The sequence below is a fragment of the Acidovorax sp. K2F genome, assembly GCF_025246485.1.
Lineage (GTDB): Bacteria > Pseudomonadota > Gammaproteobacteria > Burkholderiales > Burkholderiaceae_C > Acidovorax > Acidovorax delafieldii.
This window is the reverse complement of record NZ_JAOBSQ010000030.1, coordinates 49181-65752: the sequence shown is the minus strand read 5'-3', so window position 1 is coordinate 65752 and position 16572 is coordinate 49181. Positions and strand designations below refer to the sequence as shown.

Annotated in this window: 14 protein-coding genes and 2 tRNA genes; 6 read left to right on the top strand and 10 right to left on the bottom strand. The window is 64.8% G+C overall.

The window, feature by feature from the left end:
* Positions 1-42: 42 nt before the first annotated feature.
* The 8 genes from rseP to rpsB form a co-directional block, all read right to left on the bottom strand.
* Positions 43-1407: an RIP metalloprotease RseP gene (gene rseP / locus N4G42_RS09480; RefSeq protein ID WP_056743620.1), complete on the bottom strand. Its 1365-nt coding sequence runs from the start codon at positions 1405-1407 to the stop codon at positions 43-45.
* 29 nt (positions 1408-1436) lie between these two features.
* Positions 1437-2615, bottom strand: coding sequence for a 1-deoxy-D-xylulose-5-phosphate reductoisomerase (gene ispC, locus N4G42_RS09475; RefSeq protein WP_260667106.1), 1179 nt, complete (start codon positions 2613-2615; stop codon positions 1437-1439).
* Positions 2615-3469: a phosphatidate cytidylyltransferase gene (locus N4G42_RS09470; RefSeq protein ID WP_260666976.1), complete on the bottom strand. Its 855-nt coding sequence runs from the start codon at positions 3467-3469 to the stop codon at positions 2615-2617. The genes ispC and N4G42_RS09470 overlap by 1 nt, the downstream gene beginning before the upstream one ends.
* A 27-nt stretch (positions 3470-3496) precedes the next feature.
* On the bottom strand, positions 3497-4228 hold the full coding sequence (gene uppS, locus N4G42_RS09465) for a polyprenyl diphosphate synthase (protein WP_260666975.1): 732 nt from the start codon (positions 4226-4228) through the stop codon (positions 3497-3499).
* Positions 4229-4251: 23 nt separating this feature from the next.
* Positions 4252-4812 carry a ribosome recycling factor gene (gene frr / locus N4G42_RS09460; protein ID WP_260666974.1) on the bottom strand — a complete coding sequence of 187 codons (561 nt, stop codon included), beginning with the start codon at positions 4810-4812 and terminating at the stop codon, positions 4252-4254.
* Positions 4813-4861: 49 nt separating this feature from the next.
* The gene (pyrH, locus tag N4G42_RS09455) at positions 4862-5584 is read right to left on the bottom strand and encodes a UMP kinase (protein WP_008906712.1); all 723 of its coding nucleotides are present in this window, start codon (positions 5582-5584) and stop codon (positions 4862-4864) included.
* Positions 5585-5640: 56 nt separating this feature from the next.
* Complete coding sequence (tsf, locus tag N4G42_RS09450; protein ID WP_015013552.1) at positions 5641-6567, bottom strand: translation elongation factor Ts; 927 nt, start codon at positions 6565-6567, stop codon at positions 5641-5643.
* Between the two features lie 106 nt (positions 6568-6673).
* A complete protein-coding gene (gene rpsB / locus N4G42_RS09445; RefSeq protein ID WP_056067188.1) occupies positions 6674-7426 on the bottom strand; it encodes a 30S ribosomal protein S2 in 753 nt (250 codons plus the stop codon).
* Positions 7427-7613: 187 nt separating this feature from the next.
* On the opposite strand from rpsB, the gene N4G42_RS09440 reads away from it, so the two are divergent.
* From N4G42_RS09440 to N4G42_RS09430, 3 genes are all read left to right on the top strand, one after another.
* Positions 7614-8969: an amidase gene (locus N4G42_RS09440; RefSeq protein ID WP_260666973.1), complete on the top strand. Its 1356-nt coding sequence runs from the start codon at positions 7614-7616 to the stop codon at positions 8967-8969.
* A 52-nt stretch (positions 8970-9021) separates the two neighbouring features.
* Positions 9022-10254: an FAD-dependent oxidoreductase gene (locus tag N4G42_RS09435; RefSeq protein WP_108498907.1), complete on the top strand. Its 1233-nt coding sequence runs from the start codon at positions 9022-9024 to the stop codon at positions 10252-10254.
* 100 nt (positions 10255-10354) lie between these two features.
* The gene (locus N4G42_RS09430; RefSeq protein WP_260666972.1) at positions 10355-11884 is read left to right on the top strand and encodes an NAD(P)H-hydrate dehydratase; all 1530 of its coding nucleotides are present in this window, start codon (positions 10355-10357) and stop codon (positions 11882-11884) included.
* A 3-nt stretch (positions 11885-11887) separates the two neighbouring features.
* Here N4G42_RS09430 and N4G42_RS09425 read toward each other — a convergent pair whose 3' ends face one another.
* Positions 11888-12628, bottom strand: a complete 741-nt coding sequence (locus N4G42_RS09425; protein WP_260666971.1) for a helix-turn-helix transcriptional regulator — start codon at positions 12626-12628, stop codon at positions 11888-11890.
* A gap of 130 nt (positions 12629-12758) precedes the next feature.
* On the opposite strand from N4G42_RS09425, the gene N4G42_RS09420 reads away from it, so the two are divergent.
* A complete protein-coding gene (locus tag N4G42_RS09420) occupies positions 12759-13757 on the top strand; it encodes an alpha/beta fold hydrolase (RefSeq protein WP_260666970.1) in 999 nt (332 codons plus the stop codon).
* Positions 13758-13850: 93 nt separating this feature from the next.
* Here the strand turns inward: N4G42_RS09420 and rnr are convergent, their stop codons facing one another.
* Positions 13851-16184, bottom strand: a complete 2334-nt coding sequence (rnr, locus tag N4G42_RS09415) for a ribonuclease R (RefSeq protein ID WP_056067177.1) — start codon at positions 16182-16184, stop codon at positions 13851-13853.
* Positions 16185-16203: 19 nt separating this feature from the next.
* Between rnr and N4G42_RS09410 the strand changes: the two genes are divergently transcribed.
* A tRNA-Leu gene (locus tag N4G42_RS09410) sits at positions 16204-16288 on the top strand.
* A gap of 187 nt (positions 16289-16475) precedes the next feature.
* Positions 16476-16560: transfer RNA gene (locus N4G42_RS09405), tRNA-Leu, on the top strand.
* Positions 16561-16572: the final 12 nt, after the last annotated feature.

Below are 16572 nucleotides of genomic sequence, written 5' to 3'. Positions count from 1 at the left end.
TGAAGCGGGAGCCGCAATTGCAGGGCAAGCGCGGCAAAAGTGTTAGCCAAAGAGCCGGGTGATATCGTTGAACAGAGCTATGGACATCATGACAAGCAGGACAGCAACGCCTCCACGCTGCAATCGCTCCATCCATGCGTCCGACACACCCCTGCCCGTGACACCCTCCCAAAGATAATACATCAGGTGCCCACCGTCCAAGACTGGCAGCGGAAGCAGGTTCAGCACCCCCAGGCTCACACTGATCAGAGCAAGAAAGATGAGGTACTGCGTCAGCCCCATGCTGGCTGAGCGGCCTGCGTAGTCGGCAATGGTCAAGGGGCCACTGAGGTTCTTGAGCGACGCCTCGCCGATCACCATGCGACCCATCATGCGCAGGGTCAGCAGCGACACATCCCAGGTCTTCACCACACCACCCCACAGACCATCGACCAGCCCGTAGTCCACCGTGACAAATTCTGGTGCAGCTCCCACGTAGGCGCCAATGCGCCCCACCGTATTAGCCGGTTCGGTCACAGCCTCGGGCAACACGTCCAGTGTCATCACCTGACCACCACGCTCAACGCGCCAAGGCTGCGCCAATGGCTCGTTGCCCCGCACCGACTGCCGGATCAACTCGCGCAATTGCTGGCCGTCCACCACATCGGTCTGCCCCACCTTGAGCACCACATCACCTTGGCGCAGGCCAGAGCGCTCAGCTGCGCTTTGCGCCATGACCTCGCCCAACACAGGGCGGGTCCAAGGTCCCAGGATGCCGACCTTGCGAAACAGCTGGGCATCAGCCTCACGGCTGTCGATCCGGGACATGTCGAGCACAACCTCACGATGGCCCGCACCATGGGCGGACTGGACGTCAAGACGCACGTTCAGCCCCTCAAGCGCACCGCGGGTCAGCAGCCACCGCAGGTCTTCAAACGAACGAACTGGCTCCAGGTCTTCTGCTCCCAACGCGGCGCGCTCTACCAGTTCACCGCCCCGCAAACCGGCACTGTGTGCGACAGAGCCTGCGACCGGGCTTGCCAGAATGGCCCGGGGCTCCTCGACACCGTTCCAGTTCACCACCGAATACAGCAGCACTGCCAATAACAAATTGGCGATGGGCCCAGCCGCAACGATGGCTGCTCGCGAGCGCAGGGGCTGGGTGTTGAAGGCCAGATGCCGCTCCTCTGCGGCAACGGGTGCCTCTCGCTCGTCCAGCATGCGCACATAGCCCCCCAATGGGAAGGCTCCCAGCACAAACTCCGTGGGAGACCCCTGGGGCTGCCAGCGCAATAGCGGCTTGCCGAAACCCACAGAGAACCGCAATACCTTGACCCCACAGGCCACCGCCACGCGGTAGTGCCCGTATTCGTGCACTGCGATCAAAAGACCGAGGGCGACGATGAAGGCAGCGATAGTAAGCAGCATGGATGGTTGGTTCCTGAGTGGGCCGGCAGTCAGGCAGCCAGACGGCCCGCCACATGTTCAGCCGCATGGCGGGCCTGGGTGTCCAGATCCAGCAACGCGGCGAGCGAATCGGGCTTGGAGGGCGAAACTGCATCCAAAGTTGCAAGGTTGACCGCATGAATATGGTCAAAACGCAGCCGACCCGACAAAAAGGCGCCCACCGCCACCTCGTTGGCCGCATTCAGCACGGCAGTGGTCCCCTCGGCCGCCTTCAGCGCCTGCCAGGACAGGTGCAGGCCCGGGAAGCGAATGGCGTCCGCGTCTTCAAACGCGAGGGCGCTCAGGGTCGAGAAATCCAGCTTGCTGGCCCCGCTGGTAATGCGCTCGGGCCAGGACAGGCCGCAGGCAATCGGCACGCGCATGTCGGGCGTCCCCAACTGCGCCAGGATGGAAGCATCCTTGAACTGCACCATGGAGTGGATGATCTGCTGCGGGTGGATGACCACCTTGATCTGGTCTGGGTACAGATCAAACAGCCAACGCGCCTCAATGACCTCCAAGGCCTTGTTCATCATCGTGGCCGAATCCACGGAAATCTTGCGTCCCATCGAGAAGTTGGGATGCGCACAGGCCTGGTCAGGGGTGATCTGCGACAGAGTGGAAGGGTCCCGCTGGCGGAACGGGCCGCCCGAAGCCGTGAGCAGGATGCTGTCCACACGGTCAGCCCAAGTGGCAGGGTCTTCTGGCAGGCACTGAAAGATGGCCGAGTGTTCGCTGTCAATGGGCAGCAACGTGGCGCCACCGTCGCGCACGGTCTGCATGAACAACCCGCCGCCCACCACCAGGGCCTCCTTATTGGCCAGCAGCAGTCGTTTGCCTGCGCGGGCCGCAGCCAGACAGGGCGCAAGACCGGCCGCCCCCACGATGGCAGCCATCACGGCATCCACTTCATCGTGTGACGCTATCACTTCAAGAGCATCTTGCGATTGAATGACTTGCGTTGGAAGGCCATTGGCCTGCAATTTTTCAGCCAAGGCAGCAGCGTGCGGGGCGCTGGCCATCACAGCATAACGCGGGCGAAACTGCGCGCACTGCGCCAGCAAGAGATCCACTTGCGTCGCCGCACTCAGCGCAAACACCTCAAAGCGCTCAGGGTGGCGCGCCACCACATCCAGCGTGCTGGTCCCAATGGAGCCGGTGGAGCCGAGAACGGTGAGTCGTTGTTTCATCATGGGGTCGTCAGGCGCGTGAGCATCATGGCCAGGGGCAGTGTGGGCAGCAAGGCATCCACGCGGTCAAGCACACCGCCGTGTCCGGGCAAAAGGCCACTGCTGTCCTTGACACCGGCACTGCGCTTGATGAGCGACTCCACCAGGTCACCCGACACGCTCATGGCCACCATGAACAACGCCGCAATCACCAGCAACCACCAGCCCTGCTGCGCCATACGGCTGTAGAAACTGGGCACTGCCGCCTGCCAGCGGGCATCGGCCGCCACCCAGACGAAGGCCATCACCATCACCCCCGCCAGGCCGCCCCACACGCCCTCCCAGCTCTTGCCAGGACTGATCGAGGGTGCCAACTTGCCCTTGGTAAACCGCAACCCAAACGCACGCCCCGCAAAGTAAGCAAAAATATCCGCCACCCACACCAGCAGCAGCACCGACAACAGAAAATTGATGCCCACATTGCGTGCCTGCACCACCGCCAGCCATGCCAACCACAAGGCCAACACCCCAGCGACCAGGCGCAAACCGGCCGGTATGCGGGGCCAGCCGGGCACCCCGGCCTTGAGCAGCCAGGCAGCCGCCAGGACCCACAGCCCGCCGCCTACCACCCACAGGGCAGTCAACGGGCGATCGACCCAGCCCAGCGCCCACGACCCGGCGCACAAGGCCACACAGGCCACACCCACCGCCACGGAACCTGCTTGGCCAAAGCCGCTCAGACGACCCCATTCCCAAGCCCCGGCAGCCATCAGAACCAGCACGACCAGCGTGAACGGTATGGTGTTGGCGTAGAAAAGCGTGGGCAACAAGATGGCCAGCAGAACAAGGGCTGTGATGACGCGCTGTTGAAGCATGGGGGCTTTCAGAACCTGTTCAGGTTCTCAACCCGGCATCGGATCAGGATGCGCGGACAGAATCTGTTCAGAGGTTTTGCCAAAACGGCGCTCGCGGCGGCTGAAGGCGTCGATGGCCTCGTCCAGGGCGGACTCATCGAAATCGGGCCACAGTCGGTTGCTGAAGAAGAACTCGGAGTATGCCGATTGCCAGAGCAAAAAGTTGCTGATCCGCATTTCTCCCCCGGTGCGGATCACGAGGTCGGGGTCGGGCACGTGGGCCAATCCCATCGCATTGTGCAGACTGGCCTCGGTGATGGGCTCGCCACGGGCAGCCAGCGATGCAGCCGCCTGCGCGATGTCCCAGCGGCCTCCGTAGTTGAAGCAGACGTTGAGCACCAGGCGGGTGTTGTCCGCCGTGGCGGCCTCTGCCTGACCCAGGCCGTCTCGCACCTTGGGCGAAAGGCTGCCACGTTCGCCCACAAAATGAAGACGCACGCCGTCTTTCTTGAGCTGGGGCACCTCGCGCGCCAGCGCCATCGCCAGCAGCTCCATGAGGCCGGAGACCTCGTCGGCGGGGCGGTTCCAGTTTTCGGAAGAGAACGCAAACACCGTGAGCACACCGACGCCGCGCTGCACGCAAGCGCGTGCGCAGCGGCGAAGTGAGTCAACCCCTTGCTTGTGGCCGGCCAGACGCGGCAGAAAGCGACGCGTAGCCCAGCGGCCGTTGCCATCCATGACGATGGCAATGTGGTGTGGCACCACCGGAGATACAGACATGGGAATGTTCAAGCCCTGGGGGCTCAAACCGCCATGATTTCCTGCTCTTTGGCGGTCACCAGCGCGTCGATCTCGGCGATGTGCTTGTCGGTGAACTTTTGCACTTCCGTTTCGGCGCGCTTCTGGTCGTCTTCGGACGCCAGCTTGTCCTTGACCATTTTTTTGACGGATTCGTTGGCATCGCGGCGCAGGTTGCGCACGGCGATCTTGGCGCTCTCGCCCTCATTGCGCGCGAGCTTCGTCATTTCCTTGCGACGCTCTTCGCTCATGGGAGGCATGGGCACGCGGATCAGGTCGCCCATGGAGGCCGGGTTCAAGCCCAGGTCGCTTTCGCGGATGGCCTTTTCAATCTTGGCGCCCATGCCCTTTTCCCAGGGCTGCACGCTGATGGTGCGCGAATCGATCAGCGCCACGTTGGCCACCTGGCTCAGTGGAACCAGGGAGCCGTAATACTCGACCTGCACCGTATCGAGCAGGGCCGGATTGGCACGACCGGTGCGAATCTTCTGCAGGTTGTTCTTGAACGCGGTGATGGACTGGTCCATCTTGGTTTCAGCAGTCTTCTTGATGTCGGCAATCGTCATGTTTTCTCCTCGGGCCGACCTGCATGCAATGCAGGCCTTTCCATCGTGATCAAGCGTAAACCAGCGTACCTTCGTCTTCGCCCATCACCACGCGCTTCAAGGCGCCGTGTTTGATGATGGAGAACACCTTCACGGGCAGCTTCTGGTCACGGCACAGGGCGAAGGCAGTCGCGTCCATGATGCCCAGATTGCGGGACATGGCCTCGTCAAAGCTGAGCTTGGTGTAGCGCGTCGCCGTGGGATCCTTCTGGGGGTCGGCAGTATAAACGCCGTCCACCTTGGTGGCCTTGAGCACCAGTTCGGCGCCAATTTCCGCGCCACGCAGGGCAGCTGCTGTGTCGGTGGTGAAAAACGGGTTGCCCGTACCGGCCGCGAAGACCACGACCTTGCCCTCTTCAAGATACTGCAGCGCCTTGGGGCGCACATAGGGCTCGACCACCTGCTCGATGGCAATGGCGGACATCACGCGGGCCACCAGGCCCTGCTTGTCCATGGCGTCGGCCAGGGCCAGGGCGTTCATCACGGTGGCCAGCATGCCCATGTAGTCGGCGGTGGCACGGTCCATCCCGACCGAGCCCCCGGCGACACCACGGAAAATATTGCCCCCACCGATCACCACGGCCACCTGGACACCCAGGCGGGTCACTTCGGCGATCTCCTCGACCATGCGCACGATGGTGGCGCGGTTGATACCGAAGGCGTCATCCCCCATCAGCGCCTCACCAGACAGCTTGAGCAAAATGCGCTTATGGGCTGGTGCAGCGTTGGACATGGGAAATTTCTCCAGTAAGTGGTACGAGGCTTTGGTGGGGTGGTTACAGGGAACGATCAGGCAGCAGCCTTGGCAGCAGCCACCTGGGCAGCCACTTCGGCAGCAAAGTCGTCCACCTTCTTCTCAATGCCTTCGCCCACCACGTACAGGGTGAAGCCCTTCACGTTGGTGTTGGCAGCCTTGAGCATCTGGGCCACGGTTTGCTTGCCGTCGGCAGCCTTCACGAAGACCTGGTCGGCCAGCGAGACTTCCTTGAGGTACTTCTGCACCGCGCCGTCGATGCGCTTGGCCGTGATTTCAGCGCTTTGTGCAGGCTTGCCGGCAGCCACGAGTTCCTTGTTGGCTTCGTCAGCCTTGCCTTCGGCGACCGAGCGCTCCTTGGCAATCAGATCGGCAGGCACGTCGGCGCTGGTCAGGGCCACGGGCTTCATGGCGGCCACGTGCATGGCAACGTCCTTGGCGGCGGTGGCGTCACCGTCGAACTCGACGACCACACCGATGCGCGAGCCGTGCAGGTAGGCTGCCAGATTGGAGCCGCTGAAGCGCTTGAAGCGGCGGAACGACATGTTTTCGCCGATCTTGCCGATCAGGCCCTTGCGCACATCTTCCAGCGTGGGGCCGAAGCTGTCTTGCTCGTAGGGCAGGGCACCCAGGGCTTCCACCGTGGCGGGGTTGTGCAGTGCCACCAGCTTGGCAGCGGCGTTGGCCATAGCAATGAAGCTGTCGTTCTTGGAAACGAAGTCGGTTTCGCTGTTGACTTCGACCAGAGCACCCGTGGTGCCGTCGATGTAGCTGGCGACCACGCCTTCAGCAGTCACGCGCGATGCGGCCTTGCCTGCCTTGGTGCCCAGCTTGACGCGCAGCAGCTCTTCCGCCTTGGCCATGTCGCCATCGGCTTCGGTCAGCGCCTTCTTGCATTCCATCATGGGGGCGTCGGTCTTGCCACGCAGTTCAGCCACCATGCTTGCGGTAATTGCAGCCATCTTTATTCCTTCAGTATTCAGTTCAGTCAGTTCAGATTCGGGCTAAAAAAAAGGGGGCTCACCAGGGGCCCCGCTTTTGTTCGCGACGGATCGCGCAGCCGGGCTATCAGGCAGCGGCTTCTTGCACTTCCACGAATTCGTCGGTGCTCTCGGCGGTTGCAGCCTTCACGACTTCATTCACGGCGTTGGCACGGCCTTCGATGATCGCGTCAGCGATGCCACGGGCGTACAGCGTCACGGCCTTGGCCGAGTCGTCGTTACCAGGGATCACGTAGTCAATGCCTTCGGGCGAGTGGTTGGTATCAACCACACCGATCAGCGGGATGCCCAGCTTCTTGGCTTCGGCCACGGCGATCTTGTGGAAACCCACGTCGATGATGAAGATGGCGTCGGGCAGAGCAGCCATGTCCTGGATGCCGCCGATGTCCTTTTCGAGCTTTTCGATTTCGCGGGAGAACGTCAGTTGCTCCTTCTTGCTCAGGTTCTCGAGGCCAGCTTCTTGCTGAGCCTTCATGTCCTTGAGGCGCTTGATCGAGGTCTTCACGGTCTTGAAGTTCGTCAGCATGCCGCCCAGCCAGCGCTGGTCCACGAAAGGCACACCAGCGCGTTGCGCTTCGGTGGCCAGGATTTCACGGGCTTGGCGCTTCGTGCCGACCATCAGGATCGTGCCGCGGTTGGCAGCCAGTTGCTTGGCGAACTTTTGGGCTTCCTGGAACAGTGGCAGCGACTTTTCCAGGTTGATGATGTGAATCTTGTTGCGATGGCCGAAGATGTAGGGGGCCATCTTGGGGTTCCAGAAGCGGGTTTGGTGACCGAAGTGGACACCGGCTTCCAGCATTTCGCGCATGGTAACGGACATAAAAATACTCCAAAGGTTAGGTCTAAAATCAGCCCCAATATTTGCAGTGCCGTGATCCTCACGAACACTGCAACACCTTGACAGGGCTGCTTTGCGATTGGTCTTGCCGCAGCGGCCACGCCGGTTGTGCAAACCTTGCACCACTGCGCTACTGCTCCCAGCAAAACCCAAAGATTCTAGCACACCCATGCTCCCTGACCTGATCGCCACCCGTGAGCAACTGCGGGACGGCGCCACCACCGCGCCCGCCGAGCTGGAGCGCTGCATCGACGCCGCCCAGGCCGCATCCAACACCCACAGCTTTGTGCGCACGCTGTTTGACGAGGCACGCACCACGGCGATGCAGCCGGGTGTGGCCCAGTTGCCCCTGGCCGGGCTGGCGGCGTCGGTGAAGGACTTGTTTGACGTGGCCGGCCAACCCACCCCGGCGGGCTCCACCGCGCTCGCAGACGCTCCCACAGCATCCGAGGACTGCCCGGCCGTGGCCCGCCTGCGCGCAGCAGGTGCCAACCTGATCGGCCGCACCAACATGGTGGAGTTCGCGTTCTCTGGCGTCGGCGTCAACCCCCACTACGGCACGCCTGCTGCCTGGGATGCCCGCTTTGGCGCCCTGCCCGGCGCGCCCCGCGTGCCCGGCGGGTCTTCGTCCGGCGCCGGGGTATCGGTGGCCACTGGCGCAGCGTTCATCGGGCTGGGGTCGGACACCGGTGGCTCCATCCGCATTCCTGCAGCGCTCAACGGCATCGTGGGTTTCAAGAACACCGCCCGGCTGGTGCCTACCGCCGGCGCCGTGCCGCTGTCCACCACCCTGGACACCGCCTGCGCCATGACGCGCACCGTGCGCGACGCCATCGTGGCGCACGAGGTGCTGGCCGCCCGGCGCGTGACGCGCAGCCTGGCGCCGCTGTCCCAGTACCGGCTGGCGGTGCCGACCACCCTCTTCCTGGAAGGGCTCGACGCCCCCGTGGCGCGCGCCTTTGAGCGCAGCGTGGAAGCCTTGCGCCAGGCGGGCGCACAGATCGACACCATCGCCCTGCCCGCTGTGCTGGAGCAGCCCGCCTACGGCTTTGCCGCCCCAGAAGCCTACGCCTGGCACCGCGAGCTGCTGCAGCGCGCAGGCGACCGCTACGACCCCCGGGTGCGCATGCGCATCGAAAAAGGGGCCACGCTGATGGCCTGGGAATACATCGACCTGCTGCAGGCGCGCCAGCAATGGATTGCACGCATGATCGCCGACATGGAGCCGTACGACGCCCTGCTGTCCCCCACCGTGCCCATCCTGGCGCCACTGCTGTCCGATGTCGCTCCTGCAGATGGTGCGGACAAGGCCCGGGACGCCGCCCGCGATGCCGAGTTCTTCCGCGTCAACAACCTGCTGCTGCGCAACACCAGTGTGGTCAATCTGCTGGACGGCTGTGCGCTGTCGCTCCCCTGCCACGTGCAAGGGGAACTCCCGGTCGGGCTGATGGTCTGGCACGGGGCGCTCAGGGATGACACGGTGCTCAACATCAGCCTGCAGATCGAGCAAACACTACAAAAATAATAGCTACCAGCGCATGATTCACTAGCGCTACAAGCCAAAAACACCCAAATTCATGAAGATTGCTATCGTGGGCGCCGGCATTGTCGGCGTCACCACCGCGTACGAACTGGCCAGCGACGGCCACGAAGTCACGGTGTTTGAACAACGCAGTGCGGCCGCCGAAGAGGCCAGCTTTGCCACCGCCGGGCTGCTAGCGCCCCACCTGCTCAGCCCCTGGGCGCTGCCGGGCTTCGGCCAGCCGCTGCGACTGATGGGGACACAGGCCACCCTGCGGCTGGCTGGCGGCCTGACCCGCGCCAACTGGGCCTGGCTGCGTCGCTGGCGCAGCATGGCGCACAGCCACAGCGCCCCGGCCGCCGCGGTCGAACGCCTGGCGCAATACAGCCAAGCTCGACTACAAGCCATTGCGAACCAGCATGAGCTGGACTTTGAAGCCAGCGACGGCCGCCTGGTGCTGCTGCGCACCGAAGAAGACCGCACCCGCCTGCAACCCGCGCTGCAAGTGCTGCGCGACAGCGGCGTGGCCCTGCGTGAGATCGACGCCGATGTGGCGCGCCAGATCGAGCCTGGCCTCTCGCCCGAAGCCCCGCTGGCCGGCGCGATCCACCTGCCCGATGCACGCGCCGGCAACTGCCGTCTGTTTGCACAGTTGCTGCGCCAGGGCATCCAGGGTGCGGGGGTGCAGTTTGTGTTCAACACCCGCGTAGACCGCGTCGGCACCAGCCCCACGGGCGTGGTGCTGCAGGGCGAAACGGACCTGCGACGCTTTGATGCCGTGGTGCTGTGCGCCGGCGTGGCATCGGCCACGCTGCTGCCCGCACTGGGCCTGGGGCTGCCCATGGCGGCTGTGTACGGCTACTCCGTGAGCGCCCCACTGCGCGAATCCACCCACGCCCCCCGCGCCAGCGTGGTGGATGCGGGCCAGCAAATCTCCATCACCCGCCTGGGCCAGCGCGTGCGCATTGCCGGTGGCGCTGAACTGGCCGGGGCCGATGCCGAGCACCACACCCCCACACTGCAGCGCCTGTACCGCACGCTGAACGACTGGTTCCCCGGGGGCGCGCAGCTCTCATCCAACCTGCAGATCTGGCGCGGTGCCCGCACCATGCTGCCCGACGGTGCCCCGGTGGTGGGCGCCAGCGGCGTGCCGGGCCTGTGGCTCAACACCGGCCATGGCGCTGGCGGCTGGGCCCTGGCCTGCGGCAGCGCGCGGGCACTGGCCGACCTGATCGCGCAGCGGGAACCTGAGGTGTCGCTGGATGGGCTGGGCATGCGGCGGTTCTAAGAGCCTGTTCACAGGCCCGCCTGCGCTTTGCCCGCACGGGGCATCGGCGCACAATGGCAGGCGCGCTGCCGCTGGCAGCAGCCTTTGCCCCCTGCAGCCCATGCACCGCATCACCGCCCACCAGCCTTATCCCCTGTTCAACGCGGCCGCCACACGCCGCCTGGAAAAAGCCGCGGCAGCCGCCCTGCCCCCGCACACGCTCATGCAGCGCGCCGGCCTGGCCATCGCCCAACTGGCCCAGTCGCTGGCACCCCACGCACGCACCGTGTGGATTGCCTGCGGCCCCGGTAACAACGGGGGTGACGGGTTGGCGGCTGCCATGCACCTGCAGCGCAGTGGCCGCAGAGTGGTCGTGACCTGGCTGGGCCAGCCCGATACGGCCCCGGCGGATGCCAGGGCCTCCTGGCAGCGCGCACGGGATGCGGGCGTATCCTGGGCAGACACTGCCCCCGACGATCTGGGGGCCAACGACCTGTGCATTGATGCGCTGCTGGGCATTGGCGTCTCTTCGTCACCCCACAGCTCCGCACGCGCGCCCGACGCAAGGCTCAGAGCCTGCCTGCAAGCCCTGCACCACAGCCCGGCCCCCGTGCTGGCCGTGGACCTGCCCAGCGGGCTGGACGCGGACACCGGCCAGTTTGCCGCGGGCCTGGCGCCCGACACCCCACCCCACCTGCACCACCAAGCGCCCCCGCCACGCCACACGCTGAGTCTGCTCACCCTCAAGCCCGGCCTGTTCACCGCCGCCGGGCGGGACGCAGCAGGCCAGGTCTGGCTGGATGATCTGGGCGTAGAACCCGGGCACGAGCCGCCCAACGCCTGGCTCTCCGGCCCCGCCCTGCCCGCCCCCCGCGCCCACGCCAGCCACAAGGGCAGCTATGGCGACGTGGCCGTGGTGGGCGGCGAAGGACTGGCAGCGCGGGGCATGGGCATGGCGGGCGCCGCATTGCTGGCCGCTTCGGCCACTCTGCACAGCGGCGCGGGCCGGGTGCTGGTGGCCCTGCTGGACGATGGGCATCTGCAACTGGACCTGCAGCAGCCGGAGTTGATGTTCCGCCGCTTTGACGCCCTCGCGCTCGAACAGCTCACCGTGGTCTGCGGCTGTGGCGGCGGGCAGGCCATCGCACGCGTGCTGCCCGAAGTCATCACCCGCGCGGCCCGGCTGGTGCTGGATGCCGACGCGCTCAACACCATCGCCACCCAGGCCGCACTGCACGCGCTGGTGGTGGCACGCGGACAGCACGGGCAACCCACGGTGCTCACACCGCACCCGCTGGAGGCTGCGCGCCTGCTGGGCCTGACCACGGCCGAGGTCCAGGCCCACCGGCTTGGGGCCGCGCAGCAGCTGGCAGACCAATTCAACTGCGTGGCGGTGCTCAAGGGCTCGGGCACCGTGGTTGCCGCACCCGACCGCGTGCCCGCCATCAACCCCACGGGCAATGCGCGGCTGGCCACGGCGGGTACGGGCGATGTGCTGGCAGGCATGGTGGGCGCCCACCTGGCCGCCGGTGCCAGCGCCTTGCGCGCGGCGAGTGAAGCGGTGTACCAGCATGGCCAGGCGGCTGATGATTGGCCAGCACGCCAGGCGCTGACGGCCAGTGCGCTGGCGCAGCGCGTGGGCGGAAGCTGAGCCTCAGGCCAGCAAGGTCACCTTCTTGAGCGGCTTGAGCACGCTCGACGGTGTCATGCCAAAGGTCTGCCGGAACATGCGGCTGAAGTGGGCCGAATCAGAAAACTCGCCATGTAGCGCCGCGTCGGTCAGGCGCGAGCTGACCGCCAGCCCCGCCATCGCCAACCGCACCTGGGACCAGACCCGATAGGTGCGCAAGCTCACCCCCATTTCGGCGCGAAACAGGTGGTTGAAACGCGATGCTGAAAGCTGGACGCCCGAGGCCAGGTCACCCCGAGCCACCCGCCCCGCCTGCGGATGGCGCAGCACATGCAGGCTGCGGACGACGCGTGGGTCGAGTGGCGCCACCTCGCTATCGAGCGGGCAACGCAGCAAGGCGGGCAGGTCGAAGTGATGCAGATAACCCTCCATGGCACTGCGCGCGCCCACAGGGGCTGCAACGTCCACCACCACCCCCCCCTCTTGCCCGAACAGCCCCCGCAGGCCGCGCGCCTGCGCCGAATCTGGCTCAAGGTACACCAGCGCCACCACTTCACCACAGGGGTCGAACAGATGCTCCACCCCGGCGTCGACCAACGCGCTGTGGCAGGTCTCCACACGCCCTGGCCCCCAGTGCACCGCAAACCGGCCCGAGAGCCCCATCAGCAGCACCGGCGACGCATGGCAGTGCCAGCCCGTGGCCGGGATCTCCCCGACGTAGAGCGCGCGGTCAGTGCCCAGGGTCAGTGTGTTGCGTGCCGGCATAGCCCAAACCTACAAGTTTTTTTACCGCGTTCTCCGTAGCCTTGCCTCTCCCGCCAGGGGCCGAGCGTGTGTTGAGGCTTGTAGCAGCAGTCCCTGGCATGCACGCAGCCATATCCTTGGAGAACGCTTCTTGAAACGCATCGTTATTTCTGTCGCAACGGCTCTGGTACTGGGCACGGTCGGCCTCTACTACGGGGCACCTTCGCTGTTCAAAGAGCCTCTGCTCAGCGCCAATCGCCATCTGTCCGGCCTGGAAGAAAAAACCGCTGATGCGGCCATGCACACCATCCACTACCTGGATAACGGCACTCCCCCAAACCCCGCGTCGGTTCACAGCAGTGACACACCCATCGTTCTGCTGCACGGCATTTTTGCGGAGAAAGACCATTGGGTGGATTTTGCGCGACCGCTCACCGGCCAGTACCGGGTGATTGCCCCAGATATCCCGGGCTTTGGCGAGAGCACACGGCGAGACGACCAGCCCTACGACTATGCCGCCCACGTCACGCGGCTGGCCGCGTTTCTGGACGCGCTCGGCCTTGCGAGAGTGCATCTGGCGGGCAACTCGATGGGCGGCACCATCGCCGCTCTCTTTGCTTTGCAGCATCCCGAGCGCGTGGCCAGCGTGGCGTTCATCGGCGCACCCCACGGCATCCGCTCGCCCCAGCCCAGCACCATGGACCGCCTCATCGACGCCGGGCAACGCCCGCTGGTGGCCCACGATGCCACCGCCTTCAAAGCGATGATGGAGTTGGTGTTTGAAAAGCGCCCCTTCCTGCCCTACCCCATCCTGCATGCCTCCGAGCAGGACGCGCTGCGCAACGCTGCATCCAACACCCGCCTGTGGGACGCGCAGCTGAAAGACCGCTATCTGCTGGAACAACACCTGGCCCGCCTGCAGCAGCACCCCACCCTGGTCCTGTGGGGCGACAGCGACCGCGTGTTCGACCGAAGCGGCCTTCAGACGGTGCAGAAGCTGCTTCCGCAGGCACACATCGCCGCGCTGCCCGGCATTGGGCACCTGCCCATGATGGAAGCCCCCGCCGACACGGTACAACGGTATGCGCGCTTTCTGGAGCAATCGAGCGCCCCTCAAGCCGCCAAGCATGCACATTTCAATAAAAAATAGCCGCAAGCGCATGTTCTATATGCGCTTGCAGCTATCAATTAAATAGCAATGGTGAGGCGAGCTGGAGGGCCTTGGTCCACCAGCTCGACGGCCTCAGCCGCGGCGTGGCTTGCGCGCTTTGCCTTTGCTGGACTTACCCGCCACCGCCTTCTTGACCGAGGCTTTGAGCGACTGGATCGGCGAACGCGCGGCCCGCTCGCGGGTCAGGCCTGCCTGCTCGGTGGCAGATGGACCTGCAGCCTTGTCGGCTTTGCGTCCGCCGGACCGACCACCCGCCTTGCGGGCGCCACCACCAGCCCCCTCGGTGCCCACACCCTTGTCCTTGAGCGCGCGGCCCAGCAGCTCCTCGCCTTCGCGCACCAGGCGGAAGTCGATCTTGCGCCCGTCCAGATCCACACGGCTCACCTGCACCCGCACCCGCGCGCCGATGGCGTAGCGGATACCGGTGCGCTCGCCGCGCAGCTCCTGGCGCGCCTCGTCGAACTTGAAGTATTCGCCGCCCAATTCGGTGATGTGCACCAGTCCCTCGACGTACATCGCGTCCAGCGTCACGAAGATGCCGAAGCTCGTCGCAGCACTGACCACGCCACTATATTCCTCGCCCAGGTGCTCGCGCATGTACTTGCACTTGAGCCAGGCTTCCACATCGCGGCTGGCCTCGTCGGCGCGGCGCTCGTTGGCACTGCAGTGCAGACCGGCAGCCTCCCAGGCCTGGGTGTCGCGGCTGGGCGGTTTCACATCCTTGCGTGGCTTGGTGCCAGGTGCGGCCACGCGCGCAGCCAGACGTTTGGCCAGTTTGGCATGGGCTTCGCCGGGTGTGGGCAAGGACGGCAGCGCGTACTTCGTCTTGCTCAGGATGGCCTTGATGACCCGGTGCACCAGCAAGTCGGGATACCGACGAATGGGGCTGGTGAAATGGGTGTAGGCATCGAACGCCAAGCCGAAGTGGCCGCTGTTGATGGGCGTGTAGATGGCCTGCTGCATGGAGCGCAGCAGCATGGTGTGGATCTGCTGTGCGTCGGGCCGATCCTTGGTCGCCGTAGCAATCGCCTGGAAGTCGCCCGGCTTGGGGTCGTCGCCAATCGTCATGCCCACAGCCATGGCCTTGAGGTAGTTGCGCAGGATCTCCTGCTTCTCGGGCGTGGGGCCTTCGTGCACGCGGAACAGGCCCGGCTGGCCACCCTGTGCAATGAAGTCGGCGCTGCACACGTTGGCGGCCAGCATGGCTTCCTCGATGAGCTTGTGCGCGTCGTTGCGGGTGCGCGGCACGATCTTTTCGATGCGGCCGTTTTCGTCACACACAATTTGCGTCTCGGTGGTCTCGAAGTCCACGGCGCCGCGCGCCTGGCGCGCGATGAGCAGCGCACGGTACACGTCATGCAGGTTGAGCAGGTCCTTGACGCGGTCCTTGCGCTTGCTGGCTTCCGGGCCGCGCGTGTTGGCCAGGATGGCTGCGACCTCGGTGTACGTGAAGCGCGCGTGGCTGAACATCACGGCCGGGTAGAACTGGTACGCGTGCACCTCGCCCTTGGCGGTGACCAGCATGTCGCAGACCATGCACAGGCGCTCCACCTCGGGGTTGAGCGAGCAGAGCCCGTTGCTGAGCTTCTCGGGCAGCATGGGGATCACGCGGCGCGGAAAGTACACGCTGGTGGCGCGGTCGTAGGCATCGATGTCGATGGCACTGCCCGTCTCCACATAGTGGCTCACGTCGGCAATCGCCACCAGCAGGCGCCAGCCCTTGCTGCGGCCGACCTTGGCGGGCTCGCAGTACACGGCATCGTCGAAGTCACGCGCATCTTCGCCGTCGATGGTGACCAGGGGCACGTCGGTCAGGTCGACGCGGCGCTTCTTGTCCTGCGCGCGCACCTTGTCGGGCAGCTCCTTGGCCTGGGCCAGACACTCGGCCGAGAACTCGTGCGGCACGCCGTACTTGCGCACCGCGATCTCGATCTCCATGCCCGGGTCGTCGACCTCGCCGAGCACTTCGGTGATGCGGCCCACGGGCTGGCCGAACAGGGCCGGCGGCTCGGTCAGCTCAACCACCACGACCTGCCCGGGCTTCGCGGCGCCCGTGGCGCCCTTGGGGATCAGTACATCCTGGCCATAGCGCTTGTCTTCGGGAGCCACGAGCCACACACCGCTTTCCTGCAGCAGTCGGCCGATGATGGGCTGGGGTGGACGCTCGATGATTTCCACAACGCGGCCCTCGGGACGGCCACGGCGGTCCTGGCGCACGATGCGCACGCGCACACGGTCCTTGTGCAGGACTGCGCGCATTTCGTTCGGGGGAATATAGATGTCGCCTTCGCCATCGTCGCGGATGACGAAACCGTGTCCATCACGGTGCCCTTGCACGCTGCCTTCGATCTCTTGCGACAAATGTGTGGCTGGCTGCGTGCCGGGGGTGGATTTTTTGTTATACAATCTTAGTCTTTCCTGAAATGCCCAGGTGGCGGAATTGGTAGACGCACTAGTTTCAGGTACTAGCGAGTAACATCGTGGAGGTTCGAGTCCTCTCCTGGGCACCAAGTTTAACGAGAACCAGCGATGGTTTTCATAATATCGAAGCCGCTGTACACCCAGCGGCTTTTTTGTTTGCTGAGATGTTTTGCATGCCCTGCTGCGGCTCAACGATTTTTGAGCCGACGGCACATTTTTTTGAAAACTCTTCAGAAGCCCGAATTTCTTGTCCTATAATTCGAGGCTGATCTGAAAGCCCAGGTGGCGGAATTGGTAGACGCACTAGTTTCAGGTACTAGCGAGTAACATCGTGGAGGTTCGAGTCCTCTCCTGGGCACCAAACATATAAAAA